This window comes from Methylovorus glucosotrophus (assembly GCF_009858335.1).
In the GTDB taxonomy this organism is placed as follows: Bacteria; Pseudomonadota; Gammaproteobacteria; order Burkholderiales; family Methylophilaceae; genus Methylovorus; species Methylovorus glucosotrophus.
Genome location: NZ_VMSE01000001.1, coordinates 2106507 through 2132232, shown reverse-complemented (window position 1 = coordinate 2132232; position 25726 = coordinate 2106507). Strand labels below are relative to the sequence as shown.

General features: G+C 57.2%; 24 protein-coding genes. 5 read left to right on the top strand and 19 right to left on the bottom strand.

What is annotated here, in order from left to right:
* Positions 1-54: 54 nt before the first annotated feature.
* Positions 55-558 carry a retropepsin-like aspartic protease family protein gene (locus tag FNL37_RS10035; RefSeq protein WP_013441658.1) on the bottom strand — a complete coding sequence of 168 codons (504 nt, stop codon included), beginning with the start codon at positions 556-558 and terminating at the stop codon, positions 55-57.
* A gap of 12 nt (positions 559-570) precedes the next feature.
* Positions 571-1944, bottom strand: coding sequence for a phosphomannomutase/phosphoglucomutase (locus FNL37_RS10030; protein WP_013441659.1), 1374 nt, complete (start codon positions 1942-1944; stop codon positions 571-573).
* Between the two features lie 136 nt (positions 1945-2080).
* Here FNL37_RS10030 and hemN point away from each other — a divergent pair, with 136 nt between their 5' ends.
* Positions 2081-3481 (top strand): oxygen-independent coproporphyrinogen III oxidase, encoded by a 1401-nt coding sequence (hemN, locus tag FNL37_RS10025; RefSeq protein WP_244948264.1) that lies wholly within the window; start codon positions 2081-2083, stop codon positions 3479-3481.
* 91 nt (positions 3482-3572) lie between these two features.
* Here the strand turns inward: hemN and iscX are convergent, their stop codons facing one another.
* From iscX to FNL37_RS10010, 3 genes are read right to left on the bottom strand one after another with little or no spacing between them, the layout of a single operon-like run.
* Positions 3573-3767, bottom strand: a complete 195-nt coding sequence (gene iscX, locus FNL37_RS10020; RefSeq protein WP_159356027.1) for a Fe-S cluster assembly protein IscX — start codon at positions 3765-3767, stop codon at positions 3573-3575.
* A 27-nt stretch (positions 3768-3794) separates the two neighbouring features.
* Complete coding sequence (locus FNL37_RS10015) at positions 3795-4862, bottom strand: NADH:flavin oxidoreductase/NADH oxidase (RefSeq protein WP_159356026.1); 1068 nt, start codon at positions 4860-4862, stop codon at positions 3795-3797.
* A gap of 15 nt (positions 4863-4877) precedes the next feature.
* Positions 4878-6401, bottom strand: a complete 1524-nt coding sequence (locus FNL37_RS10010) for a fumarate hydratase (RefSeq protein WP_170291271.1) — start codon at positions 6399-6401, stop codon at positions 4878-4880.
* Positions 6402-6746: 345 nt separating this feature from the next.
* Here FNL37_RS10010 and glyA point away from each other — a divergent pair, with 345 nt between their 5' ends.
* From glyA to FNL37_RS09990, 4 genes are all read left to right on the top strand, one after another.
* Positions 6747-7994 carry a serine hydroxymethyltransferase gene (glyA, locus tag FNL37_RS10005; RefSeq protein WP_159356024.1) on the top strand — a complete coding sequence of 416 codons (1248 nt, stop codon included), beginning with the start codon at positions 6747-6749 and terminating at the stop codon, positions 7992-7994.
* Between the two features lie 164 nt (positions 7995-8158).
* Positions 8159-8641: a transcriptional regulator NrdR gene (gene nrdR / locus FNL37_RS10000; protein ID WP_015829640.1), complete on the top strand. Its 483-nt coding sequence runs from the start codon at positions 8159-8161 to the stop codon at positions 8639-8641.
* 4 nt (positions 8642-8645) lie between these two features.
* Positions 8646-9752, top strand: a complete 1107-nt coding sequence (ribD, locus tag FNL37_RS09995; RefSeq protein ID WP_159356023.1) for a bifunctional diaminohydroxyphosphoribosylaminopyrimidine deaminase/5-amino-6-(5-phosphoribosylamino)uracil reductase RibD — start codon at positions 8646-8648, stop codon at positions 9750-9752.
* Positions 9753-9800: 48 nt separating this feature from the next.
* The gene (locus FNL37_RS09990; protein ID WP_159356022.1) at positions 9801-10568 is read left to right on the top strand and encodes a TatD family hydrolase; all 768 of its coding nucleotides are present in this window, start codon (positions 9801-9803) and stop codon (positions 10566-10568) included.
* Between the two features lie 223 nt (positions 10569-10791).
* Here FNL37_RS09990 and FNL37_RS09985 read toward each other — a convergent pair whose 3' ends face one another.
* From FNL37_RS09985 to FNL37_RS09920, 14 genes are all read right to left on the bottom strand, one after another.
* Entirely contained in the window at positions 10792-11304 is a 513-nt protein-coding gene (locus FNL37_RS09985; protein WP_159356021.1) for a type II secretion system protein, read from the bottom strand.
* A complete protein-coding gene (locus FNL37_RS09980; RefSeq protein WP_159356020.1) occupies positions 11291-11668 on the bottom strand; it encodes a type II secretion system protein in 378 nt (125 codons plus the stop codon). Before FNL37_RS09980 ends, FNL37_RS09985 begins: the two co-directional genes overlap by 14 nt.
* Positions 11668-12150 (bottom strand): type II secretion system protein, encoded by a 483-nt coding sequence (locus FNL37_RS09975; RefSeq protein ID WP_244948263.1) that lies wholly within the window; start codon positions 12148-12150, stop codon positions 11668-11670. Before FNL37_RS09975 ends, FNL37_RS09980 begins: the two co-directional genes overlap by 1 nt.
* 3 nt (positions 12151-12153) lie before the next feature.
* Positions 12154-14067, bottom strand: coding sequence for a secretin N-terminal domain-containing protein (locus tag FNL37_RS09970; RefSeq protein WP_244948284.1), 1914 nt, complete (start codon positions 14065-14067; stop codon positions 12154-12156).
* A gap of 38 nt (positions 14068-14105) precedes the next feature.
* Complete coding sequence (locus tag FNL37_RS09965; RefSeq protein WP_159356018.1) at positions 14106-14654, bottom strand: hypothetical protein; 549 nt, start codon at positions 14652-14654, stop codon at positions 14106-14108.
* Positions 14651-15214 carry a type 4a pilus biogenesis protein PilO gene (gene pilO / locus FNL37_RS09960; protein WP_159356017.1) on the bottom strand — a complete coding sequence of 188 codons (564 nt, stop codon included), beginning with the start codon at positions 15212-15214 and terminating at the stop codon, positions 14651-14653. Before pilO ends, FNL37_RS09965 begins: the two co-directional genes overlap by 4 nt.
* Positions 15202-15726 (bottom strand): hypothetical protein, encoded by a 525-nt coding sequence (locus tag FNL37_RS09955; RefSeq protein WP_159356016.1) that lies wholly within the window; start codon positions 15724-15726, stop codon positions 15202-15204. Before FNL37_RS09955 ends, pilO begins: the two co-directional genes overlap by 13 nt.
* Entirely contained in the window at positions 15723-16667 is a 945-nt protein-coding gene (locus FNL37_RS09950) for a hypothetical protein (RefSeq protein ID WP_159356015.1), read from the bottom strand. Before FNL37_RS09950 ends, FNL37_RS09955 begins: the two co-directional genes overlap by 4 nt.
* Positions 16648-18414, bottom strand: coding sequence for a GspE/PulE family protein (locus FNL37_RS09945; protein WP_211371957.1), 1767 nt, complete (start codon positions 18412-18414; stop codon positions 16648-16650). The genes FNL37_RS09950 and FNL37_RS09945 overlap by 20 nt, the downstream gene beginning before the upstream one ends.
* Positions 18411-19598: a type II secretion system F family protein gene (locus tag FNL37_RS09940; protein WP_159356014.1), complete on the bottom strand. Its 1188-nt coding sequence runs from the start codon at positions 19596-19598 to the stop codon at positions 18411-18413. Before FNL37_RS09940 ends, FNL37_RS09945 begins: the two co-directional genes overlap by 4 nt.
* A 129-nt stretch (positions 19599-19727) precedes the next feature.
* Complete coding sequence (gspG, locus tag FNL37_RS09935) at positions 19728-20159, bottom strand: type II secretion system major pseudopilin GspG (RefSeq protein WP_159356013.1); 432 nt, start codon at positions 20157-20159, stop codon at positions 19728-19730.
* 75 nt (positions 20160-20234) lie between these two features.
* Positions 20235-21104 carry a hypothetical protein gene (locus FNL37_RS09930; RefSeq protein WP_159356012.1) on the bottom strand — a complete coding sequence of 290 codons (870 nt, stop codon included), beginning with the start codon at positions 21102-21104 and terminating at the stop codon, positions 20235-20237.
* A gap of 62 nt (positions 21105-21166) precedes the next feature.
* A complete protein-coding gene (locus tag FNL37_RS09925; RefSeq protein ID WP_159356011.1) occupies positions 21167-22138 on the bottom strand; it encodes a hypothetical protein in 972 nt (323 codons plus the stop codon).
* A gap of 163 nt (positions 22139-22301) precedes the next feature.
* Entirely contained in the window at positions 22302-25535 is a 3234-nt protein-coding gene (locus FNL37_RS09920; protein ID WP_244948262.1) for a TonB-dependent receptor, read from the bottom strand.
* Positions 25536-25726 lie beyond the last annotated feature (191 nt).

The window sequence follows — 25726 nt, the reverse complement described above, 5'->3', positions numbered from 1 at the left end:
TCACATCCGCGAACCTTGAATGGGTGAAATGAGGGCTGGCAGGAATGCCAGTGCTCAGAAATCGCCGCCTTTAGCAGCAGGGACCGGTTCATCGCCTTGTTTGATGGTCATGCTGCCACGAAACAGCCGCACATCCATGCGCCCCAGAAATGACATGCCGAGCAGGGCCTCGCCTTGCAGACCTGGCGTGATCATGGCGGCGACATCCTGGGCTTCCACATCACCGATCTTGACGCTGCGAAGGCGCGTGATATAGGCCACGGCGTCCCCATTGGCCGTGCTGGTGCGCGCTGCCACATGGCTACTCAGGCCCAGACGCTCGGCAGTCTGGCTTGAGATCGCCACTCCCGTCGCGCCTGTGTCCACCAGCACTTCCACTTTTTCGCCATTGATCAGCGCGGTGGCCCGGTAATGCCCATCCATGCCGCGCTGCAGTGTTACTTCGCCGCCCTGGCTGCTTGGGTTGCGGTTGGGGTTCATGCGGGCATCCACCACATAGTAGATGCCGCCAGCCGCCAGCAACCAGGCTAGCACCGCCAGCCATGCCGTTTTACTCAATGGATCACCTGTTTAGAAAGGCAGATGCACGTGCGGCGCTGCCGCCAGAATCACACTGCGGAAGGCTTCCTGAATACGGCGCAGTGCGGCTTCGTCATCCGCTTCAAAGCGCAACACGATCACCGGGGTGGTGTTGGATGGCCGCATCAGACCAAAGCCGTCCGGGTATTCCACGCGCAGACCATCAATGGTGATGACTTCGGTGGCGCCCGCAAATTCAGCGGTCTTTTGCAGGCTGGCGATCAGCGCATGCGGCTCGCCTTCATTCATGTGTATGTGTTGCTCAGGCGTGCTGACGCTGTCTGGCAATGCATTCAGCAGCGCGGAAGGGTCGGACGAGCGGCTCAGGATTTCCAGCAGGCGCGCGCCGCTGTAAAGGCCATCATCAAAACCGAACCAGCGTTCCTTGAAGAATACATGCCCGCTCATTTCGCCCGCCAGGGCCGAGCCGGTTTCTTTCATTTTTGCCTTCACCAGCGAGTGGCCGGTTTTCCACATCAGTGGCAAGCCGCCGCGTGCCTTGATCCAGGGCGCGAGGTTGCGTGAGGATTTCACGTCATAAATGATGGTGGCGCCGGGTTCGCGCTGTAGGACATCTTCTGCAAACAGCAGCAGTTGACGATCAGGGTAGATGATCTTGCCATCTTTGGTGACCACGCCCAGTCGGTCCCCATCGCCATCGAATGCCAGGCCGATTTCGGAGCTGCCTTTGCCGAGGGCGGCAATCAGATCCAGCAGGTTTTCCGGCACGGAAGGATCAGGGTGATGGTTGGGGAAATGGCCATCGACCTCGCAGAACAGCTCTTCCACCTCGCAACCCAGAGCGCGGTAGAGCTTGCCCGCGTAGGCGCCAGGCACACCATTGCCGCAATCGACGGCAATGCGCATGGGGCGGCTCAGCTTGATGTCAGAGGCAATGCGGTTGATGTAGTCATCGGCAATATCGTAATCGCTGGCCTTGCCACTGCCGCTGGCAAAGTCCTGTTGTTCAATGCGGGTACGCAAACGCTGGATGCTCTCGCCGGAAAGGGTTTCCTCGGCGATCACCATCTTCAGGCCGTTGTAGTCAGGCGGATTGTGGCTGCCCGTCACCATGACGCCACAGCCGGTCTTGAGCTGATGCGCGGCAAAATACACCATAGGCGTTGCCACCAGGCCCAGTCGTATGACATCCACCCCGGTGCTGAGAATGCCGCGTGCCAGGGCTTCCGCCAGCTCGGGGCCGGAGAGGCGGCCATCGTAGCCTATGCAAATGGCTTTCTGCTGCAGTTTGGCAGCTTCGCTACCGATTGCCTTGCCGATTTGTTCGACAATCTCGGGAGTCAATGTTTTACCGACAATACCGCGGATATCGTAAGCCTTGAAAATCTCTTTTGGTGCAAGCATGCGACGTGCCCTTTGCTGAATGGAATTACTCCTATTCTAAACGGGATTCCGATATCGCGGCTTGCTCAAATCGGGCAATACCACAGGCAATAGTCCAGATGGATTAAGGCTGGAAAATTTTAACCATAAATATATAATGGTTATTATGGAATTCCCGACCTCACTTGTGCACAAATACAGCAAGGCTGCGCCGCGTTACACCTCGTATCCTACGGCCTTGCATTTTCATACCGGCTTTGATGCCGCAGCCTGGCAGCATGAGCTGCAAGCCAGCCGTGACAGCGGGCGCGATATCTCGCTGTATGCGCATATCCCGTTTTGCGACACGCTCTGTTATTACTGCGGCTGCAATATGGTGGCCACGCGCGATTACAGCAAAGCCGAGCGCTACCTGCAGGTATTGCTGCAAGAGATGGCGCTGGTGGCAGACACTGCCTCAGCTGATCGCCTGGTGCGGCAGATGCACTGGGGTGGCGGCACACCTACTTATTTAAAACCGGATGATCTGGTGAAGCTGCATCAGGCATTTGCCCGTCGTTTCCGCATGACGGACGATGCCGAAATCGGCTGCGAAATGGATCCGCGTGAGCTGACGCGTGCGCATGTGGATGCACTGGCTTCCTGTGGGTTTAACCGCCTGAGCCTGGGCGTGCAGGATCTGGATTCGCAGGTGCAAGAGGCCATCAACCGCATTCAGTCGCAGGATCTGATCGAGCAGGTGTACGGGTGGATACGCGATGCCGGGATCAACAGTATCAATTTTGACCTGATCATCGGCTTGCCGCACCAGACTCCCGAGCGCTTTGCCCATACGCTGGATGCGGTGATCGCGATGGCGCCGGATCGACTGGCCGTCTTCAATTACGCGCATGTGCCGTGGATGAAAAAGCATCAGCGCCTGATACCTGAATCTGCATTGCCGACGCTGGATCAGCGCCTGGAGTTGCTAAGAATGACCTTGGATCGCCTGACGGCGGCGGGCTATGTGCACATTGGCATGGATCATTACGCAAAACCCGAGGATGAGCTGGTACGTGCCCAGCAGCAGGGGAGCTTATATCGCAACTTTCAGGGCTACACCACGCACAAGGATTGTGACATCCTGGCGTTGGGCGCCTCAGCCATTTCGCAAACGGAAAACGCCTATGCGCAAAATACCAAGGTGCTGTCAGAGTATCGCGATACGGTGACGGCAGGGCGGCTGCCGATTGAACGTGGCTTGCACGTAACCCCCGAAGACCAGCTGCGCCGCGCGGCCATTACCCAGGTGATGTGTGAGTTACGCCTGGATAAACGCGCATTTTCAGCGACATGGAATATCGATTTTGATGACTATTTTGCTGCGGCTTTGCCTCAGATGGAGGAGATGCAGCAGGATGGTTTGCTGGTATTGCAGGGCGATGAACTTCGCGTCACCGAGATCGGCCGCTTGTTTCTGCGCAATATCGCCATGCTGTTTGATGGCAGGCAGGAGCCGAAAGCAGCAAACAGCGGTCAGACGATCCAGCTTCAGCCGCGGTATTCCAATAGCATCTGACGGATTGCGCTAATACTGAAACAAGATGAAGAAGCCTGGGCCGGAGCAGGGGCTTAGTCACCCGCTACTCCCAGCTGCCCGAGCCTAGTGCTTATTCTGCCTCTTCTATCCAGGCCAACTGGATCGCTTCCAGTATCTTTTCGCCGCATTTTTCCGGCGCATCGTCAAACTCCTCCAGATTCAGCACCCATTGATACAAATCGGTAAAACGGATGGTCTTGGGATCGATATCCGGGTGTGCGTCATACAGCGCTTCAGCGATGCGCAGGCTGTCAGTCCATTTCATGCGGGTTTCCTTGCGTAAGAGTGAATATCAAAAACTTTTGGCACGCTCGTACTGCAGCGGCCAGGGGTGATCTGCCCGTAATTCGCGTGCGGCATGCAATGGCCAGTGCGGGTCGCTCAGCAACGTGCGCGCCATGAAAATCACATCGGCCTGATGCGTGGCGAGAATATGCTCCGCCTGGGTCGAGGTGGTGATCATGCCCACTGCACCACTGGCAATGCCGGCTTCATTGCGAATACGGCTGGCAAATTCGGTCTGATAGCCAGGTCCGGTGGGAATCACGGCATCGTAAATCAGGCCGCCGCTGGAGCAGTCAATCAGGTCAATGCCGATCTCCTTGAGCCAGCGTGCGAATTGCACGGACTGAGCGATATCCCAGCCGCCTTCTATCCAGTCGCTGGCGGAAATGCGCACGAACACAGGTTTATCCTGCGGCCAGAAGTCGCGCAGGCGCTTCGCGATTTCCAGTGGCAGGCGGCAACGGTTTTCCAGGGTGCCGCCGTATTCATCGTCGCGCTGATTGGCAAGCGGCGACAAAAATTCATGTAGCAGATAGCCGTGGGCGCAATGTAGTTCAATCACGTCAAAGCCCGCGGCCAGCGCCCGTTCAGCCGCTACCATAAACGCATCCGAAATACGGGCGATGCCTGCTTTATCCAGCGCTTGTGGCGTTGCATGCTGCGGGCTGAATGGTATGGCGGATGGCGCGACGGTCTCCCAGCCAGCCTGCGCGACGGGTATGCCCGTGCTGCCTTCCCAGGGGCGGGTCGACGATGCCTTGCGTCCGGCATGCGCCAGTTGAATGGCGGCCGCGGCGCCTTGTCCATGAATGAAATCCACAATGCGATGCAAGGCATCGCGCTGGGTGTCGTTCCACAAGCCCAGGCACTGCGGTGTAATGCGGCCTTCCGGCAGCACGCCGGTGGCTTCCACCATCACCAGCCCGGCCCCACCGCGGGCAAAGCTGCCCAGATGCACCAGATGCCAGTCATTCGGCATGCCCTCAATGGCGGAGTACTGGCACATAGGCGATACAAAAATGCGGTTGCGGATAGTCAGCTCACGCAGCGTGATGGGAGTAAAAAGATGGGCCATGACGGGACTCGCTTCCTAGGCAGTAAAAATGGGGATGTCGGCAATCTTTGGACGCCATTCCGCCGGGCCGGTTTCATGCACCGAATGGCCCTGGCTATCGACGGCTACCGTCACCGGCATGTTTTCCACGGTGAATTCATACACCGCTTCCATCCCCAGATCGGCAAACGCCACCACGCGCGCGGCTTTGATGGCGTGCGAAATCAGATAAGCAGCACCGCCGATGGCAATCAGGTACACCGATTGATGACGGCGTATGGCATCTACCGTCGCTTCACCGCGTTCGGCTTTGCCTATCATGCCCAGCAAGCCGGCTTCGCCCAGCATGGTGTCGGTGAAGCGGTCCATGCGGGTGGCGGTGGTCGGGCCTGCGGGGCCGATGACTTCATCGCGCACCGGGTCTACCGGGCCGACGTAATAAATGAAGCGGTTATGAAAATCCAGGCCATCCGGCAAGGGATGGCCGGAGGCCAGCAGATCGACAATGCGTTTATGCGCGGCATCGCGCCCGGTCAGCAATTTGCCGCTCAGCAGCAGCTGTTCGCCCGGTTGCCATTGCAGGATGTCGGCTTTGGTCAGGCTGTCCAGGTTCACCTGGCGCATTGGCGTGCCTGATTCCTGCGCAATCTGCGGCCAGTCTTGCAGGCGCGGCACGGGCAATATGGCCGGGCCGCTACCATCGAGCGTGAAATGAATATGACGCGTGGCCGCGCAGTTGGGGATCATGGCGACCGGTAGTGAGGTGGCGTGCGTGGCGGTTTGCAGGATTTTGACATCCAGTACCGTGGTCAGGCCGCCCAGCCCCTGAGCGCCTATGCCTAGGCGATTCACTTTTTCGTAAAGTTCCAGCCGCAGCTCTTCCGCGCGGTCCGCCGGGCCGCGTGCCCGCAGTTCATGAATATCAATCGGCGCAAACAGCGATTGCTTGGCCAGCAGAACGGCTTTTTCTGCCGTGCCGCCTATGCCTATGCCCAGCACGCCCGGTGGGCACCAGCCGGCGCCCATGGTCGGCACCGTGCGCAGTACCCAGTCGACGATATTGTCCGACGGCTCCAGCATGGCGAGCTTGGCCTTGTTTTCCGAGCCGCCACCCTTGGCAGAAATGTTGATCTCGACCTTGTCGCCCGGCACCAGTTCCACATGCACCACGGCAGGCGTGTTATCCCGTGTGTTCAGGCGCTTGCCTGCGGGGTCAGAGACGATGGAGGCGCGCAGGCGATTATCCGGATCGCCATACGCCAGGCGCACGCCTTCATTGACCATCTCTTGCAGACTCAGCTTCGCATCCCATTGCACCTGCATGCCAACCTGCACAAAGGCCACCACGATGCCGGTATCCTGGCACAGCGGGCGCTGCCCCTGCGCGCACAGGTAGGAGTTGATGAGTATTTGCCCCATGGCATCGCGCGCGGCGGGCGCGGGCTCGCGTTGCCATGCCTCATGCAGCGCCTGCAAAAAATCAGGTGAGTGATAGCAGGCAATGTATTGCAGGGATTGGTAAATGCTCTGTATGAAGTCGTCTTGGCGAATCGTGGTCATGGAAGCGCTCGGGGATAAATGCTCGGCCATTATAGCGCTCAACAAGGACCTCACAAAAAAAGACCGCTGTGCGGCCTGAGCCATGCACAGCGGGTGAAGAGACCTATGAGATATACGTTAGGAGACTGCCATTAGCTGTATCGCAAGGCGCGTGCCAGATATTTTTTGATTTTTAATCAATGGCTTGAGTTTAGCGCTCGGTTGACTGGTGGTTGTAATCAGCCACATGGCTGTATATAGCCACCAATGATGCACTGCGCAATGAGTGAAGCGTATTCATTCTTTAAGTGGCTGATCATGTTAAAATTCTGCCTATTTACTTTTTAAGCCCTTGGAAAATTGAACATGTTTAGCACGGCAAAAACCCTGAACGTCGCAGATCCTGAACTTTGGCAGCATATAGAAGCCGAGCGTCAGCGCCAGGATGAGCATATTGAACTGATCGCCTCTGAAAACTACACCAGCCCTGCTGTCATGCAGGCGCAAGGTTCTCAGCTGACCAACAAGTATGCTGAAGGTTATCCAGGCAAGCGTTTTTACGGTGGCTGTGAGTTTGTCGATCAGGTTGAGCAATTGGCCATTGACCGTGTGAAGAAGCTGTTCGGTGCTGAATATGCCAACGTGCAACCGCATTCCGGCTCTCAGGCCAACCAGGCTGTGTATTTCTCCATTCTCAAGCCAGGCGATACCGTCATGGGCATGAACCTTGGCCACGGTGGTCACCTGACCCACGGTTCCCCAGCCAACCTGTCCGGCAAGCTGTTCAACATCGTGCCTTACGGCCTGAACGACAAGGAAGAAATCGATTACGACGAGATGGAGCGTATTGCCATCGAGTGCAAGCCCAAGCTGCTGATTGGCGGTGCTTCTGCCTATGCCTTGCGCTTTGACTGGGCACGCATGGCCGAGATCGCCAAAAAGGTGGGCGCTTATTTCATGGTCGACATGGCGCATTACTCCGGCCTGATTGCCGCTGGTGTTTACCCTAACCCGGTACCCCATGCCGATTTCGTGACCTCCACCACCCACAAGACCCTGCGCGGTCCACGTGGCGGCATCATTCTCGCCAAGGCTGAGTTTGAAAAGTCCCTGAATTCCAATGTGTTCCCATCCCTGCAAGGCGGCCCGCTGATGCACGTGATCGCAGGCAAGGCCACCGCTTTCCTCGAAGCATTGCAGCCAGATTTCAAGGCGTATCAGGAGCAAGTACTCAAGAATGCCAGCATCATGGCGCAAACCCTGGCAGAGCGCGGCCTGCGCATTATCTCCGGCCGTACCGAGTCGCATGTGTTCCTGGTGGACCTGCGTCCCAAGAACCTCACCGGCAAGGCGGCGGATGCTTATCTCGGCCAGGCCCACATCACCGTGAACAAGAACGCGATCCCGAATGACCCGGAAAGTCCGTTTGTTACCTCCGGCATACGTATCGGTTCGCCAGCCATCACCACCCGCGGCTTCAAGGAAGAAGAAGCCCGTCTGGTGGCCAACCTGATTGCTGATGTGCTGGACAACCCGACCGATGAAGCCGTGATTGCTGCGACCAAGGCCAAGGTACATGCCTTGACCAGCCGCTTCCCGGTATACGGCGCTTAATTCCCGCCCATCACCATCGCGACACATGAAAGGGGACATGTGAAACATCAGGCTGGCGGGTCCATATCCATGGAAGAGGGTAAACCTCGTTCATGGGCAGAAGGTCTGCTGCCTAGGTTTCATCCCTTTCAACGCGTTGCGTTTAACCTGCCTGGTCAACTCTCATGAAGTGTCCTTTTTGCGGTACCGATGACACCCAGGTCATTGATTCCCGGGTGAATGAAGAAGGCAACTCCATCCGTCGCCGTCGCCGTTGTGCGGCCTGCGACAAGCGCTTTACCACCTACGAAACCGCCGAGCTGCATCTGCCGCAAGTGGTCAAGCAGAATGGCAACCGTGAGGAATTCAATCGCGACAAGCTGCGGCTTTCTTTTACCCGTGCCTTGCACAAGCGTCCCGTGCCCACCGAATATGTGGATCGCGCCATCGAGCACATTGTGCAAAAGCTGCTGGCCAAGGGCGAGCGCGAAATCATGGCGCGCGATCTCGGCGAGAGCGTGATGCAGGAGCTGCGCCTGATGGACAAGGTGGCCTATGTGCGCTTTGCTTCGGTGTATCGCAGCTTCCAGGATGTCGACGATTTCAGCGATGTGATTCGCGACCTGGACAAGCCCCACCGTCGCCTGACGGACCCTGCCGGAGAATAAGCCCGTGTTCAGCGCGCTGGATCATCAGATGATGGCGCGAGCCCTGCGGCTGGCAGAGCAGGGCCTCTACACCACCACTCCCAATCCCCGTGTCGGCTGCGTGATCGTCAAGGACGGTCAGATTGTCGGCGAAGGCGCGCACCTCAAAGCTGGCGAGCCGCATGCCGAAGTACATGCCCTGCGGCAAGCGGGCAATCTGGCGCAAGGCTCCGATGCCTATGTCACGCTTGAACCCTGCAGCCACCATGGACGTACACCGCCGTGTGCAGACGCCTTGATCAAGGCCGGTGTGAAGCGCGTGGTCGCCGCCATGCAAGACCCTAACCCCCAGGTTGCCGGAAGTGGTTTGCAGCGCTTACAGGCGCAAGGCATTGCCGTGCAGTCCGGCTTGCTGGAAGCGCAGGCGCGCAGCCTGAATGCTGGATTCATTTCGCGCATGACGCGCCGTCGTCCGTTTGTGCGCAGCAAGATTGCCGCCAGCCTGGATGGCGCCACCGCTCTGCAAAATGGCATCAGCCAATGGATTACCGGCCCTGAAGCCCGCAAGGATGTGCAACACTGGCGCGCGCAATCCTGCGTCATGCTGACTGGCATAGGCACCGTGCTGGCCGATGACCCGCAACTCAGCGTGCGGGATGAGGCTGGAGAGTTGCAAGGCCGCCAGCCGCTACGCGTGATTGTGGATAGCCATCTGCAGATTTCGCCGCAAGCGCGCATCCTGCAAGGTGGCAATGCCCTCATAGTCTACGGCAGCGCCAGCGCGGACCGTATCGCGGCCCTATGCCAGCATGGAGTAGAGTTGATGCACTTGCCCGACCATCAGTCGCGCGTCAGCCTCGATAGCCTGCTGGAACTCCTGGCGAGCCGTGGCATCAATGAAGTGATGGTGGAAGCCGGCGCCACGCTGAATGGGGCCTTGCTGCATGGCGGACTGATTGATCAGCTGATTCTGTATTACGCCCCCAAGCTGCTGGGCGCCGATGCCCGTGGCATGTTTGCCCTGCCTATGTTGCAAAGCATGGCGGCCCGCATTGATCTGGATATTACCGACATGCGACAGATCGGCCGCGACATCCGTTTGCTGGCAACGCCGCACCCGCCACAACCCTGAATCACCAAGGTCCGCCACACGGACACCTCACCCCAGGAGAAGCCGCGCGTGCTTGTCGATACCCATTGCCATCTTGATGCGCCAGAGTTCGATGCCGACCGGGCAGACATTGCCGCGCGTGCGCATGAGGCTGGCGTTGCGCGCATCGTGGTGCCGGCGGTAGAGGCGGCAAATTTCACTATCGTGCAGGCATTGGCCGCCGAATTTCCCTGGTGCCGCTACGCGCTGGGCATACACCCACTGTTTATTGCGCGTGCTAAAGAAGAGGATATCGATGCGCTGAAACAGCAGCTGGAGCATCGCCTGCCCGTGGCGATTGGCGAAATCGGCCTCGATCTCTTCATCCCCAACCCGGATATCGAACGCCAGCAGGCTTTTTTCGTGGCGCAGCTCAAACTGGCGCGTGACTTTGATCTGCCGGTCATCCTGCATGTGCGCAAATCCAGCGATCTGATCCTCAAGCACTTGCGCCGCATCGGCGTAAAGGGCGGCATTGCCCATGCTTTCAATGGCAGTTTTCAACAGGCAGAGCGCTTTATGGAGATGGGCTTCAAGCTCGGCTTTGGCGGCGCCATGACCTATGACCGCGCCCTGCATATCCGCGAGCTGGCCCGGAAACTGCCACTGGAAGCCATCGTGCTGGAAACCGATGCCCCCGATATTGCCCCCGATTGGCTGGGACATCGTGGCCGTAACAGCCCGCACGAGTTGCCTGCCATTGCCCGGGTACTGGCTGATTTGCGTGGCCTGCCGTTGGCAGAAGTCATTGCTGCGACAGGCAAAAATGCCCGGGAAGCCTTGCCTGCGATAGCCTAGTTATGCACATGAGCTCATGTGCTACATTAACTTGAAGCGAAAAACCTTAACAATCCAATGACATAACATAAGTCATTGTTTTTAAATGGTTATTTATAAGACTATTTTTTAGGCGTTTTAAAAAATCCCTTACGGCAGCCATAGTTACATTTTTAAGTCACAGCTGTTCACAGTTTTATCCACAGAAATTGTGGATGGATAGTGAAGGCATAATTAACCAGCCTTAAGGCGTGTTTAGCAGGGCATCCGTGTCAGGAAGATAGGCAAAAATCCATTCGCTGTAACTGGTCTGCTTTTCAAAGCTTTGATAGATAGGCGGAAAGTTGCGCTGTTTGAAGGGCTTACCCTGCGCCAGGCTGTAGACCCCCATGATGCCTCCGCTGGGTGCTTCCAGTGTGCCCCAGCTGGCTTGCCCGGTCAGCGGGTCGGCGTAGAGTGTTCTGAGATAGCGTTCTGGTTTGGGAAAACGGTTATCTTTTACCAGTTCTTCCAGCGAGCGCGGATACTGCTTCACCAGCCCCGGCGAGCGCTGATAGTAATTGCCGATGGCTTCCCGTATTTTGCTGCCGACACGCAGCAGTTCCTGTTCGCGCTCACGCTGACGCATATTGCTCCAGCTGTTGGCGGCCTCTGCCAGGACCAGGCCCGCGAGTATGATCACCAGCAATATGCCCAGCAGGGCAAAACCCCCTTGGCCACTTTCCCTTTGGACTATCTCTCGTTTACCAGTCTGCATAGGCTGTTCCATCTTCGGCGATCTCGGCTGAGCCGCTGCGTATATCGTAGATGGACCCTTTGGTTTCGGGGTCGGCAGGCGCAACAAAAGTCCAGGTTTGCGAGCTTTTGGTGATGGGATCTTCCGGAATGCTGCGCAGGTATTTGCCTTGCACCAGGTCTTCCAGGGTATCTGGATAGGCGGCGTTATCGGCATAGTATTTATCGATAGCATCGCGCATGGTGGCGAGATCGTGCTTGAGTGAAGTTTCCTGCGCACGCGAGATGGTATCAAAGTAGCGAGGGGCGACCAGGCTGAGCAGGGTGGCAATGATCGCCAGCACCACCAGCACTTCGATCAGGGTAAAGCCTTTACGCTTATGCATTACCACTCCCGGTATGGACGTTTGTCCAGCCCTGTTTCGCGAGACAGCGAGTAAACGTCATACACATCCTCGCCCGGCTGCGGTTCATCGAAAGAGCTGGCATAACTGCGCAAGCCCCAGGTGGCTTCCGGGTTGGTCTCGCTGGCCGGTGCAAACGGATCCCGCGGGATACTGCGCAAGAAGGTGATCTTGCGTTTCTTGGGGTCACGCTGGTTTTCCACGCCTTTTACCAGTATCTGCAAATTGGGCGGATAGCCTGATTGCCCCGGGATTTTCTTCACCAGGCCATCGTCGCCTGCCTTTTTGTAAGCATCCAGCGCATCGCGGATTTGCCACAGGGCGCGGCGCAACTCCTGCTCCTTGTTGCGCTTGATGGACATCTGCACCATGGGCGCGGCAGAACTGAGGATCAGCGCCAGCAAGACCAGCGCTACCATCAGTTCGATCAGGGTAAATCCCCGCATCACAAACCTCGATGTCATGGTTCAGGGCGCCGTTGCGCCCTGCGGCGCGCTGATCTGGTCTACTGGCCGCATTACCGAGTCGGCAAATGCTTTGTCCTCGCGTGCACGGGCTGCTTGCACATCCTGCGGTGTCGCGGCGGCTGCCTGTTGCGCGACTGGCGCTTCCTGCACCGCAGCACGGCCTGCGGCCTTGTTCAGGCCGCGGTCCACACCCGCCGGGAAAGCGGTGTACATGGCATCTGCCGGAGTAATGTTGCTGATGATGCGGGGTGTGATCAGCAGGGCGATTTCCTTTTTGGTGCGATCGGTGTTGCGGTCGGTGAACAGCTTGCCTATCAGCGGCAGGTTAGCCAGCCCCGGTACCTTGTTGGAAATCTTCTGTTCGTCATCGCGCAGCAGGCCCGCCAATACCTGTGTTTCGCCGTTTTTGAGGCGAAGCATGGTATTGGCGTTACGCGTGCCTATGGTATAGGTCACGGTGCCTGAGCTGGAGGTGATCTTGTCGGTCTGGTTGCTGACCTCGAGGCCCACCTTGATCGAAACTTCGTCATTCAGCAGCACGGTAGGCTCCACATCGAGCTTGATGCCCACCTCGATATAACTGACCGACTGCGACACAAAGCCGGTGGAGTTGGCGATGCTGGTCAGCACCGGGATACGGTCACCCACGTGAATCTTGGCTTTTTCACGATTTTTGACACGGATGCGCGGATTGGCCAGCAGGTTGGTGTCGGTATCCTGCTGCAAGAGATTCAGCGCCAATACCGGGTCGCTGATGCTGAATACACCAAGGTCCGAGTTGAAGTTTTTGAGCTCACGCACAGTCAGCTCACCTGGGCTCAAGGTCGTGGTGCCATTCACCGTATCGCGACCCTGCACGCCCACACTCACGGCGCTAGGATAACGGATGCCGATGGCTTCCAGGCTGCGGCGGTTGATCTCCAGCACTTCCACCTCCAGCACCACTTCCGGCTCTGCCATGTCCTGCGACATGATCAGCTTTTCGGCGGTGCGGATGGCCTCGGGCGTATCGCGCATGACCAGCGTGTTCAGCTTTTCATCGATGTAAACATCCTTGCTTTTCACCACGGTCTTGATCATGTTCATGGCTTTTTTGGCCTCGGTATTGCCGAGGTAAAAGCTGCGCACATACATTTCCTGGTATTCCTGGCTGCGGCTCAGGGGGTAGATCATCAGCGTGTTGTCATTCAGCACCTTCTTGGCCAGCTGGTTGCTGGTAAGGATGACTTCGATGGCGTCTTCAATCGGCGTATTGCGCAGGAACAGGCTGGTGCGCTGGTCATTCGGCATGTCGTGGTCGTAGGTAAAGTTGATGCCCGCCGCCTTGGAAATAAACTCGAACACCGACTTGATCGGCACATCCTTGAACTCCAGGGTGATGGGCTGCTTGAACGCCGACTTGATCAGTGGCGGGTTGGCAATCTTGTCTATGCGTTTCTGTTCGATATCTTCAAACATGGCGCGCGCCGCCACATGGTTGCTTTCTTCCGCCAGCACGGCGCGGGTGATGTTCTGCGCGCCCTCGCTATCGCCTGCCTTAAGCAAAGCCTGCGCGCGCTGCAGCATGGCATCGTGACGGGCCGCATTGTTGAGCTGGCGCAAGCCTTCCTGCGCACGCTGGTTCTGATTGTCCAGGGCCAATACGCGGTAATAGCCTGCCTCGGCTTCTGTCATCCGGCCTTGCTGCTTGTTCTGGTCGGCTTCTTTCAGCAGCAGGGTCAGCTGCATGTCCTGTTGCTGTTTCAGGTAGGCGCGATACTGCGGATTATCAGGAAAGGTGCGGAGCAGCTCGCGCAGGCGGGCGATGCCGCCTTCAATATCTCCGGCATTTACCAGCTTGCGGGCTTCCTGGAATTCGGCATTGCCTTGCTGCACCTTTTTTTCCTGCGCGGAACAGGCGGCCAGCCCCAGCATCAATGCAACAACAACAGCGCGATAAGGGCGGGGCAATTTCAATTGATATCTCCAATCATCATGGGAACTTCGGTATTCAATGGGCGGTAGCTCATGATCATCTGCGGCGGCTCTATGCGTTTTACCTGCCATTTGCCGATGACATCGCCTTCGCGCACGGTGTAATTCAATGCGCCCTTGCTGAGAAACACCGTCAGCTGGCCGTTGTTAACCAGCTTGCCCGCATAGATGAATGGCAAGGCCGGCGTTTGCGGCACGGGTGGAGCTTCCTGCGCCTGGGCAGACTCAGGGGGCTCTGGCATTTCCAGATTGAACAGGTTGGGAATAGGCTCATCGCTGGTGCGTTGGCTCAGCTTGCGGATATCCAGTTCGTCGTTATCCGCGGCTTCCTCACCGCGCGAGCCGGAGGCGAATACCTGGCGTTCTGGTTTTATTGCGGTAGCGGGCTTGCCAAGTTTGCTGACCTTAGGCCTTGCCGCGGCAACATCCGCTTCAGGTTCGTTGATGGATGTCCACACGGTGGCGCCCAGTGTCAGCGCCAGGCCCAGCCAGATCGCATAGCGGGAAACAGGCGTGCGTTCGCTCATGACTGACCCCGCTGCAAAAATACGGTGAAGCGCAGACGGGTTTCCAGCGCTTCGGTATTGATATCCTGGCGTTTCAGCGTGATCTCGTTCAACGCCGCCGAGGGGATGCGCTGCAATACCTGGTTGGCAAAGCTGCGAATCTGGACATAGTTTCCACGCACTGGCAGGGTGATCTGATAACGGGTAAAGGCCGCGGCTGGGCTGCGTGCCAGAGAGTAGTCGGCTTTTTCCGGCACCAGTTGATGCTCGGTGGCGGTGGTCAGTATGACGCCCAGCAGGCGAGTGGCTTCTTTTTCCGCGGGCAAAAAGCCATAAAAGGTATTGAGCGTGGCCTGTGGGGAGCGATCCACAAAGCGGGCCTGATGTTGTGGCATGGTGGCACGCAAGACGTCCAGCTCCTGCTCACGCTGTGCCAGATGCGTATTGCCTGGCACCAGCCAGCCTAGCACCAGGGCCGCGCTGATCACCAGCAAGACCAAGCCGACCAAGCCCTGCCAGCCCAGCTGACGCGCCTGATACTGCAGCCAGGCCATGATGGCATGCTGATTTACTGTACCCATGCCGCCTCCACAACAAAATGCACGGGCATGGGGCTGCCTTCGCTGCGTTCATGGGTCAGCAAAAACACATCCTGCAACACCGGTTGTGCTGCCAGTTTTTGCACGTAGCTCAGCATGCCTTCCACGTCCATCGCCTCGGCGGTAATGCGGATTTTTCGCAGCCTGGCATTGGGCTCAATCGCCAGCAGCTTGACCTCGGGCGTATTCAGGCCTTCCAGGGTTTTAAACAGCGGCCGCCAGGGCAGTGCCAACTCGGCCATCACGGTTTTTACCGCGGCAATCTCATCGCGTTTGGCGGCGTTTTCCTTGCCACTCAGCGAGAGACTGTTGGTGCTGCGGCGTGGCTGCTGCCATTGCTGCAGATCCTGTTCCAGCTTGCGCTGCTGTTCGTCGAGTTGTTGCCAGGCAATGCCGGTGGCGACAGCGGCCGCGCCGCCGATCAGCAACAACAGACGGGCAAGCGAGGTTTGCGCGTGGGCAGGGCGCCCATGATCAAGTACCAGGGTTTTCATGATGCGGTCTCCGCCAGACCAGGCTGGCGTACAAAAGGAATTTCACGGCTGAACTGCTGCAGCGCACGGCCACTGATATGCACGCGCGGCGCACCCGGTTCAGCGCTGTAGATTAATACCGGCCATGGCTGGCTATCGAGCCCGGCCAATATCGCATCGCGCTGAATCAGGGCGGGCAGGGCGTCAACATGGGCGCTGTGGCACTGCACGCTGCGCCATTGCTTGTCCTGTTGCAGCAGCACGGCGATACGCCCCTGCTCCAGCACCGCGAGGCATAAGCCAGATGCGCTGGTATTGCCGCGCTTGCCTTTGCCTGCACGCTTGCTGCGCTGGCGAGCGGTCTCGTTAATGGCCTGCATTAATAATGGGTGTATGTGTTGCAGCCGCATGCCCGCTTCCGCGAAACAGTGCTGCAAGGCTTGCAGCAGGGCGGGGTCGACGCCACTGGCGATCGCGGCCTGTCCATAGCCCGCCGGGCTGACGCGCAGATCCCATTGCCGGGCAGGCTCGCCATAAGCCTGGGTAAAACAGTGGCGCACAAAGGCGTGTTTTTCTTCCGGCCGGCTGAGGCTGGCGTTCCAGGGAATCAGCACATAGCGCACCAGATGATTGGAGAGCACGACACGCGGCTCGCAGGCTTGCCAGGCCTGATCGCGTAGCGCCAGGGCCAGTTGGGTGAGGGCGGCTTGCCAGATGGCAGGGGCGGGTATGCCGGCATCACCGGCCATGGCAGGGGACGGACGGGCAATGGTGATCACGTCTTCGCATATCACGCGCTGTTTGCGCCAGCCACCCAGGCGCGTCAGCACCAGCTGGTGCGGCTGTACCAGCACGCGCAATTCGTCGCGCCCCAGCTTGCCTATGAGTGGCAGGCGCGAGAGCAGGCCAGAGGCGCTGCCTGTGGAAAGGCCAGAAGATATGTTAGACCAGCGAGGTAACACGGTTGATCTCCAGTAAGGTGGTTTCGCCACGCCGCACCATATCCAGCGCAGCTTCGCGCATGGTGCGGGTACCGTTGGCGCGGGCGGCTTCCTTGACCTTGCGCACGGGTTCACGGGTAACGATCAATTCGCGGATCAAATCATTGAATACCAGCAATTCGGCCACCGCCTTGCGGCCCTTGTAGCCGGTGCCGTGGCAATGGCCACAGCCCTGTCCGCTGCGGAAGTGAAAGCTGGGCAGCATGTCGGCAGTTACGCCGGATTTGGCCAGCAGCTCGTCGTCCGGCATGTCATCCACCCCGCAGTGCGGGCAGATGATGCGCACCAGTCGCTGCGCCATGATGCCGTTGATGGCAGACACAAAGCTGTAGGGGTCGACGTTCATATTGGTAAAGCGGCCGATCACGTCAAACACATTGTTGGCGTGCACCGTGGTCAGCACCAGGTGGCCGGTGAGGGCAGACTGCACGGCAATCTGCGCAGTTTCGGAGTCGCGGATTTCGCCCACCATGATCTTGTCCGGGTCGTGCCGCAAAATGCTGCGCAGCCCGCGGGCAAAGGTCAGGCCTTTTTTCTCGTTGACGGGAATCTGCAGCACGCCAGGCAGCTGATATTCCACCGGGTCTTCAATAGTGACGATCTTGTCCTGGCCGTTATTGATTTCGGAGATGATGCCGTACAGCGTGGTGGTCTTGCCCGAGCCAGTGGGGCCGGTGACCAGCAGCATGCCGTAGGGCTCCTCGGCCAGCAGGCGGAAGCGCGCCATGATGGATTCTTCAAAGCCCAGCACTTCCATGCTGAGGCCCTTGGCCTGATCGGTGACGGCCTTGCGGTCCAGAATCCGCAACACGGCATCTTCGCCAAACACGCTGGGCATGATGGAGACGCGCAAATCCACTTCTCGCCCCATGGCCATGACCTTGAAGCGGCCATCCTGCGGCACGCGGCGCTCGGCAATATCCAGCTCGGACATGACCTTGATGCGTGAAATCGCCTGCTCGGCCTGCGTTATCCCCTGCACGCTGCCCACCATGTTCAGCACACCGTCGATGCGGTATTTGATGGTGAGGCCGTGCGGGTCGGTTTCCATGTGGATATCGCTGGCACCGGCCTTGAGCGCGTCATACAGCGTCGAGCGCACCAGCTTCACCACCGGGCTGGTGTCTTCCGAGATGGAGCGTAGCGAAATATCTTCTATGCCGCTGTTGCCGCTTTCGGCATCGCCATGCTCCGGCAGTATGCCATCCATGGCGCGCATGCTTTCTTCAAAGCGGGCGAGGTAGGCGGCAAAATCCTTGCGGTGCGCCAGTGCCCAGCGTGCGGGCTCCGCCAGGCGCAGCTCCATGCGGCCATGCAGGTAAGGGTCCAGCGGATTGGCGCAGACCATATGCAGCTGGCCGTCATCATCGCGCAAGGCAACGCATTCCTGCTTGCTGGCTTCGGCATACGGCAGCAGGGCAAAATCCGGTGTCAGTGCATGCAGCTCGACCATGGGCAATACGGGGTAATGCAGCAAGGCGCCCAGTGCCTGGGCAAAGCTATCGGCATCCAGCGCCGAGAGTTCTTCCAGCACATCCAGCACATGGCGCTGGCTTTGGCTGGCAAGCTGGCGTGCCTGCTCAACTTGAGTCAGCGTGAGTTGGGCCAGTGTGAGCGGAGCAGATGGGCTCATGGTGTCGTTGCCTGTGCTTTGCGCGGCAAGCTGATCGAGCGCGGGCGATAACATGGCGTCCAGAGGTTGGTTCATTGAATATTCCCCGCCAGTTCAAAAATCGGCATATACATCAGCACCACCACCACGCCGATCACGAGACCAATCACCACCATCAGGAGCGGCTCCAGCAGGCGGGTGAACCAATCCACAGCGCGGGCGATTTCCTCGTCGTAAAACACGCCTATGCGTTCCATCATCTCGCCCATGCGGCCGGTGCGTTCACCCACGCGCAGCATGCGGATGGCGATGGACGTTGTCATGCCATGTTCTTCCATGGCGCTGGAGAGTGGCTTGCCTTCGCGGATGTCGCGCTCGACCAGGGCCAGGCTGTTGCGCAGCGCCGGTTGCAGCAGCGAAGACACCATCTGCATGGCGGTGACCAGCGGAATGCCGCCACGCAACAGCATGCCCAGCGTGCGGTAAAAACGCGCCAGCTGATAAATGCGCATGGTTTCGCCCAGCGCGGGGATCTTCCACACCTGATTCATGATGGCGGCGCGCACGGTCTGGCGGCTCAGCACATAGCCCAGTACGCTCACCACGGCAATAAATCCCAGAAACACCTGCTGGCCGTGCTCTTGCAGCAAACGGCCCCAGGCCAGCAATACTTGCGACATCCATGGCAGGTCAGTGCCTGCGCTTTCATAAATCGTGCTGAACTTGGGCACCACATAGCCCAGCAAAAACAGCATCACCAGCCCGCCGACAATAATCAGCAGCACCGGGTAAATGGAGGCAGTGACAATCTTCTTGCGCACGGCATCCAGCTGACCCTGATACGTCACATGGCGGCCCAGCGCCTGCACCATGTCGCCTGTGCGTTCGCTACTGCGGATCAGCGCCACATACAGTGCGGGGAATACCTGCGGAAAGCGCTCCAGCGCGCTCGATAGCGGCAGGCCTTCATACAGTGCCGCCATCACCTGGGTGAGGATGGTTTTGGACTCGGCATTGGCTTCTTTTTCCGCCAGTGCCTCTATCGCCTCCACCAGGCTCAGGCCCGAATCCAGCAGCGACAACAACTCCTGGCTGAACAGCATCAGGTTGAATTTCTGCTTGCCCAGCCCACGCGCCACCGCCAGCTTGCCCTGCGCCTTGGCCGCCAGCACGCTATAGCCTTGCGCCTCAGCCTGCAGTTGGGCTTGTATCGCATCGCCCGCATCTAGCACCAGCGATTGAATCTGCTGCCCGCGGGCCACTTTCAGTTCAAATTTCATGGCAGCTCAACTCTCATCACGCTTCAATTTCATATACTTGAACGGCATATCCACAAATCGCGCCCCATGTCAGCGCGTTAACTGCACACATGCATTTCTGTGTCGCTTTACCACACCTGCACCTGGTCGTTACCAGTTCACCACATCGGCAAACTCATCATTGCCGCCAGCCTGGCCATCCTTGCCAAACGACCACAGGTCAAATTCCCCATGCTCGCCTGGATATTTGTATTGGTAAGGCTTGCCCCAGGGGTCATTCGGCACGGTTTTCTGCAGATACGGCCCTTGCCATTTCGGCTCATCCGACGGCGCGCTATTCAGCGCTGCCAACCCCTGCTCTGTGGTCGGGTAATGCCCGGTATCCAGCCGGTATTGATCCAGCGCCTTGCCCAGCGCATCTATCTGCGCCTTGGCCGTTTTCACTTCCGACTTGCCAATCTGCGCAAAGTATTTCGGCCCGACATAACCCGCCAGGAGGCCGATGATGACCATGACGACGAGGAGTTCGAGCAGGGTGAAGCCGCGGGATTTGGGAGTGGCTGAAGATAGGCTGGAGGTCATTACGTTTCCTGAATATGGGTAAATTAAAATACTGAAACTCCAGAGCCTGCCAGGCAGGCTCTGGCAAACAATTGCTTAGTAAGTGGTAGCTGAAGAACCGGTGCCTGGAACGAGTCCTCGAACCTTGATCTCTATCAAATCACCTGTGCGGGTCTGCCGGATCTTGATGGCATCATCCAGCTGTGTAGTTGTGTAGGTTGCGCTGGGGCAGGAGGCTTCTATGTAATACTGTGCCGTTCCTTCACTAATTAAGTCATATTGGCGGGTGGTAAATGTTACCCAGTTAGGGCTCAATGCAGCAGCTTGCTGCGCAGCTGTGGGCGTACCGGAGGGGTATGAGGTCAATCCATTAATAGATGTGCTCGCAGCAGGCGCGGATGTCGTAAGTGGCAGGTCAACATAGCCAGCACTTGAACGATATTGCACCGCAGTATGGGTGCGTCCGGCACGGAATGCGCCATAGTCCCCGCTCGAACTGGTGACGTAGTAGGCTACATTGACATCTGATGTGCCGTTATACGCAGCGAATCCTCCATAAGCTATATCGTTGATTTCAAAAATCTGGGTTCCGGGGGTATTGAGGTCATAGTCATTCCCTGTCAATCCAGTTAATCGAACGCCAAAAATGCACATATTGGTAGTGGTATTGCGCCATAGATAATTGCGCAAGGTGCCTATAACGACATCTGTATTGTTGGTATGCGTAGCATCGTTCAGTTTGATCTGAAAAGTTCGAGCTAGAGCTAATGAATATCCACTAATAGGTGGAGTGGTGGCAGATGCAGGCGAAACATCGCACGTACTGCAGTATCTATATGCGGAGGTTCCTCCCGTGACGCTAAATCCTGTAGTTGGAAGAGGCACAAATCCTGCGGCCATGGTGTAAGCCGAAGCCAGAGCAAATACGCTAGTCATTGCTATTTTCAGTGCTCGAATTTTCATCATGTTCTCCGTTGCGTGAAAGTACGGCAAGAGCCTGCCAGGCAGGCCCCGCCGTGCATTACTGCTTAGTACGTTGTTGCTGAAGCACCGGTACCAGGCACATAACCAGATGCCTTGATCTCGATCAAGTCACCTGTTTCTTGGCCGGTCTGACGGAACTTGATGACATCTGCCAGTGGGGTGGTGGTGTAGGTATTGCTGGGGCAAGAAGCCTCAACGTAGTACAACGCCGTACCATCGCTGGTGGAAGTGCCGTCATCATCAATTGCATTTGCATCGGTAGTGAAAGTTACCCAGTTGGCGCTCAGTGCAGCTGCTTGCTGGGCTGCAGTTGGGGTGCCGCTTGGATAGCTGGTCAGACCATTGATGGACGTGCTGGCCGCAGGTGCTGAAGCTGTCAGTGGCTGAGCAACATAACCGCTGGCTGGCAATGCATCATTTGTTGGGTCTGCACGGTGCTGTACGGCGGTATGGGTGCGGCCGATACGGAAGGCAACAGAGTCACCGCTGGAATTGGTAACAAAGTAACCGGCATTGACAGCGGAGGAGCTGTTGTAAGCCGCAAAGCCACCGTAAGCCACGTCATTCACCTCAAAGCTTTGTACACCTGCGGTGTTCAGATCGTAGTCATTCCCGGTCAAGGTAGACAAACGCGCACCAAAAATGCACATATTGGTGGTGGTGTTGCGCCACAGATAGTTGCGCAGTGTGCCAATACGGACATTGGTATTGTTGGTGTGTGCAGCATCGTTCAGGTTAAGAGCAACCGAGCGTGAGGCCGCCAAAGTATAACCACTCACAGGGGATGTCGTTGCGCTGGCAGGGAAAACCGCGCAATCGTTGTTGGCAGTCGAGGTTGGCAGAGTAGTATCGTCCGAACCAAAATTGCCTGTGGTGTTGCAAAGGCGATAAGCCGTGGCATTGCCCGAGACTGTAAAACCAGTGGCGGGAATCGATACCAGGCCTGTGGCCATGGCTTGAGCCGAAACAAAACCAAAGGCCCCAGCAATAGCTACTTTGATTGCAAGCTGTTTCATGATTATCTTCCTTGAGTATAATGAACAGGCACTTATGGCTGCCTGTAACACCAATTCGACCCTATCGTCCCAAGTGACCCGCAAAGCTCAACTGGTCTGATAGATGCCAAATTCGTCGCGCAGGCAGTCCATGGTGCACCGCCTGCCATTTTTCTTATCCCTGTTATCTCCCGTCCGCATCAAAGTCATAGCGAATACTGACCCATGCTGCCCGTGGTGCGCCTGGTGCCACAAAGCTGGTGGAGTTCCAGTCGTTTGAGTTGTAGTTCCAGCCACTGGCGCCTACCGTGCCATTGATCGATGGCGAGAAGGGGTTGATGCCAAGCCGCGATGCACTGTAGTACTCTTTATCCAGCAGGTTATTGATCAGCAATGTCCCGCTCCAGCCCTTGCCAAAGTTGTAGGTGGTGCTGAAATTTAAGACGCCATAGCCCGGGGTTTTGCCGGACTGGGTGTAGCGTTTGGTCGTGGTGACTTGCTGACCATCAACTGTGCGTGTGTAGGTAATGGTGGTTGGTGTGTGTTCGTTGTTTTCATTGCCGCGCGCGAAGGATTCGCCATGAGCAATAAAGGTCAGGTTTACCCGCCAGTCACTGGTGAGCTGGTAGCCAAAGTTGGCATTGAGGTTATGCAGCGGTATGCCAGGCATGCGGTTGCCGGGGTTGACCGTCTGCATGTCGTAGTTGGGCAAACCAACGATGTGGTTGACCGAGCTGTTGTCCTGATTCGCCATCTGGAACTGGCTCTGGAAGGTAGCATCGGTCAGTGAATAGTTAATCTTGAAGTCAGCCTTGCCATAACTGCCGCTCAACCCAAGCTCCAGGCCCTGACGCCGGGTGCGGCCTATGGTGTCAAAGAAACTTTGTGTGGCGGTATAACCGACAAAATAAATGTCATCAAACAAATTGCTGCGGTAAACGCTGGCATTCCATTTGAGATTGAGCTGGCCTGGGATGGAGCCTCTGGCACCTACTTCAAATGTGCGAGATACCACCTGGGGCAGGTAAGGGTCGCCTGATAGCGTGGTAGGCAGTGTGCAGGATGTACCGTTTACAAGGCTGCGTGGACGTGGGCCGCCAGGAATACCCAGGCCGCGCCAGTCGACATCTACCAGCGTACTATCAAATGCGCAGCCCAGCTCAATGGCCGATGGGGTACGGGTACCCTGGCTCCAGTTGGCATACAGGTTGAGGTTATCGTTAGGGGACCAGGTGACGCCGGTAGATGGGTTGAGCTTGTGATATCTAAAGCTCTCGCGCTCAGCGCCATTGGTAAAGGCGTCATAGCCGAGAACACGAGTGTCTTCCAGTGGGTTGGTTAACAGGTAGCTATCGCAGGAATCCAGTCCCAGGCCTGTACAGAGCAGGTAATCCATGTAGTTGGCCTGATAGTCCATCAGGCTGATGGAGCTGGTGCCGCGGCGGGTGGACATCACGGTGGTCACCTTGGTGTAGTTGTAACGGGCGGCGAACGAGAAATGCAGGTTTTTCTGCGGAGAAAAGGTTTCCGAGAAATACACGCTTTTGGTATCGCTCAAGCCTGTGAAGTCATTGTTATTGATGGGATAGCGCGCCGCGGTAAATTCGGATCCGATATTGTCAGGGTCCAGATAAGCCTTGCGATTGGCATCCAGCAGCCCCAGCATTTGGCTATTGGCATAGGTGCTATTGGCATGGTCCAGAGAGGTGCCTACCATGAATTTGTGTTTGTCGAGGTTCCAGTTGAACTGGATGGCGCCGCCTTTCACCAATTGATTGATGTCGGTATTGGAAATAACGGATGTGGGTGTGCCATCGGCATAGCCGGTTTTGGACTGACCGCCGGTGACGGATGCATTGGCACCGTTACGAGGAATGGTGTTGCCATTGCTGTCCAATACCTGAATCTGGCCATCTTTCATTTGCGCTGTAGCTGAGTTGACACTGTCAGTGCCGCATGTGCCGTTGATCGGTTCCTTGAACACAAGAAAATGTCTGACGAACTCATCATTGGGGTCTGTGTATGAGTACCCGCCATTCACCAAAGTAGCCCATGTTGAGCCAGTAGTTGTCTCTGGAAAATATACTTGTGCAGCACTGCCCAAACCATCCACAGCATCTGATGTGTACTCGGTGCCGGACCCTGATGTTTTGCTGTAGAGCTGCCCAGGTTGGTAGCCACCGACTCCATGAAACATGTTCGATTCAATTGATCTGGCTGCAGCTAACCATTCGGTGAGTTCTGCTGGTAGGGTCTGATTCAATGTGGATGGATTAATATCGCCAGCGGCGATGGCTCCGGCGATGTTGGTATATACCCCATTGGCAAGCCCCAGCGCGACAGCACTAATTCCTGCGCCAGAGCCATCACCAAACGCTTCGCTCACCACGTAGTAGTCTGGTATGCCGTATTGATTGGTGCTTGAAAATGCACAGACTGGATTTTCGCCTGCTGCGGCTTTGCGGGTGGCGACGCCATCGTAATCTTCAAAGTCCCGATTAATATCGCCAGTGATGGCCTTGCGGTCACTGCGGCGGTTATAAATCTGGCCGGTGATGCTGAAGGTGTCGGATACCTGAAACGCGCTGGCGATCTGGAATTGCAGCAGTTCGTTTTTCGTTTTATCTGCCGAGGTGAAAACGCTGGAGGCACTTTGCTGGTACATCTCCATGGGGATCAAGCCATTGCCGTTCAGGTTGTTGCTGGCATAGAGCACGCTGCCATCCAGGCTGAGACGTTCATTGCGGTAGCTCAGTTTGCCAAATATCTGGTTGACCTTGGAGGCGGAATCCTGGCGCCAGCCGTTTTCATCAAACAGATTCAAGGCGACAAAGCCCGCCACGTCGCCTTTGCTGCCACCGGCGGAGAGCAGGAACTGTTTGCGGCCAAAGGCGCCTGTCAGCACATCGGCGGTGACGCCTGCATCATCAAAACCGTTTTTGGTCCGCATGGCCAGGGCGCCGCCCAGGGTGTTGAGACCAAAAATCGGGTTGGAGCCGGGGAACAAATCCATGCCCGCCAGGGCGTTCATGGGAATCATGTCCCAGTTCACCACATCGCCAAATGGCTCATTGACGCGTATGCCGTCCAGAAAGACCGATAAACCTTGCGGTGTGCCGATTTGTGGGCTGGCGGTGAAGCCGCGGTAGGTCACGTCCATTTGGAATGGATTGCCCTGGTAGTCATTGACGTTTACCGACTGCAGCTGCGAGTTCATAAGGTCGGCCAGGCTGATGGAGCGGGCATTTTTGATCTGCTCGCCGGTGATGCTTTGCACGTTGCCGGGAATCTCTTCCTTGGTCAGGCTGAGACCAGGCATGGGGCCGATATCCATCTCGCGCCTGGCGCGGATATTGATCTCTTGGAGTTTTAGTTCGGACTCCTGGCCGGGCAGGGTTTCCAGGTTGCTTGTTGGCATGCCGTTTTTTTCATCACTACCGGCTGCCAGCAGAATGCCTTTGGATACGTTGTATGTGCCTGCGATGGTAGGGCGTTTGGTGCTGACTTCATCGCTGGATGCATTGCTTGCACTGGTCGCTGGATCTTCAGCATAGGCATGGGCGCATAAGGCGAGACAATAGGCGCCAACCAGTCGGGAAATTTTCCCGA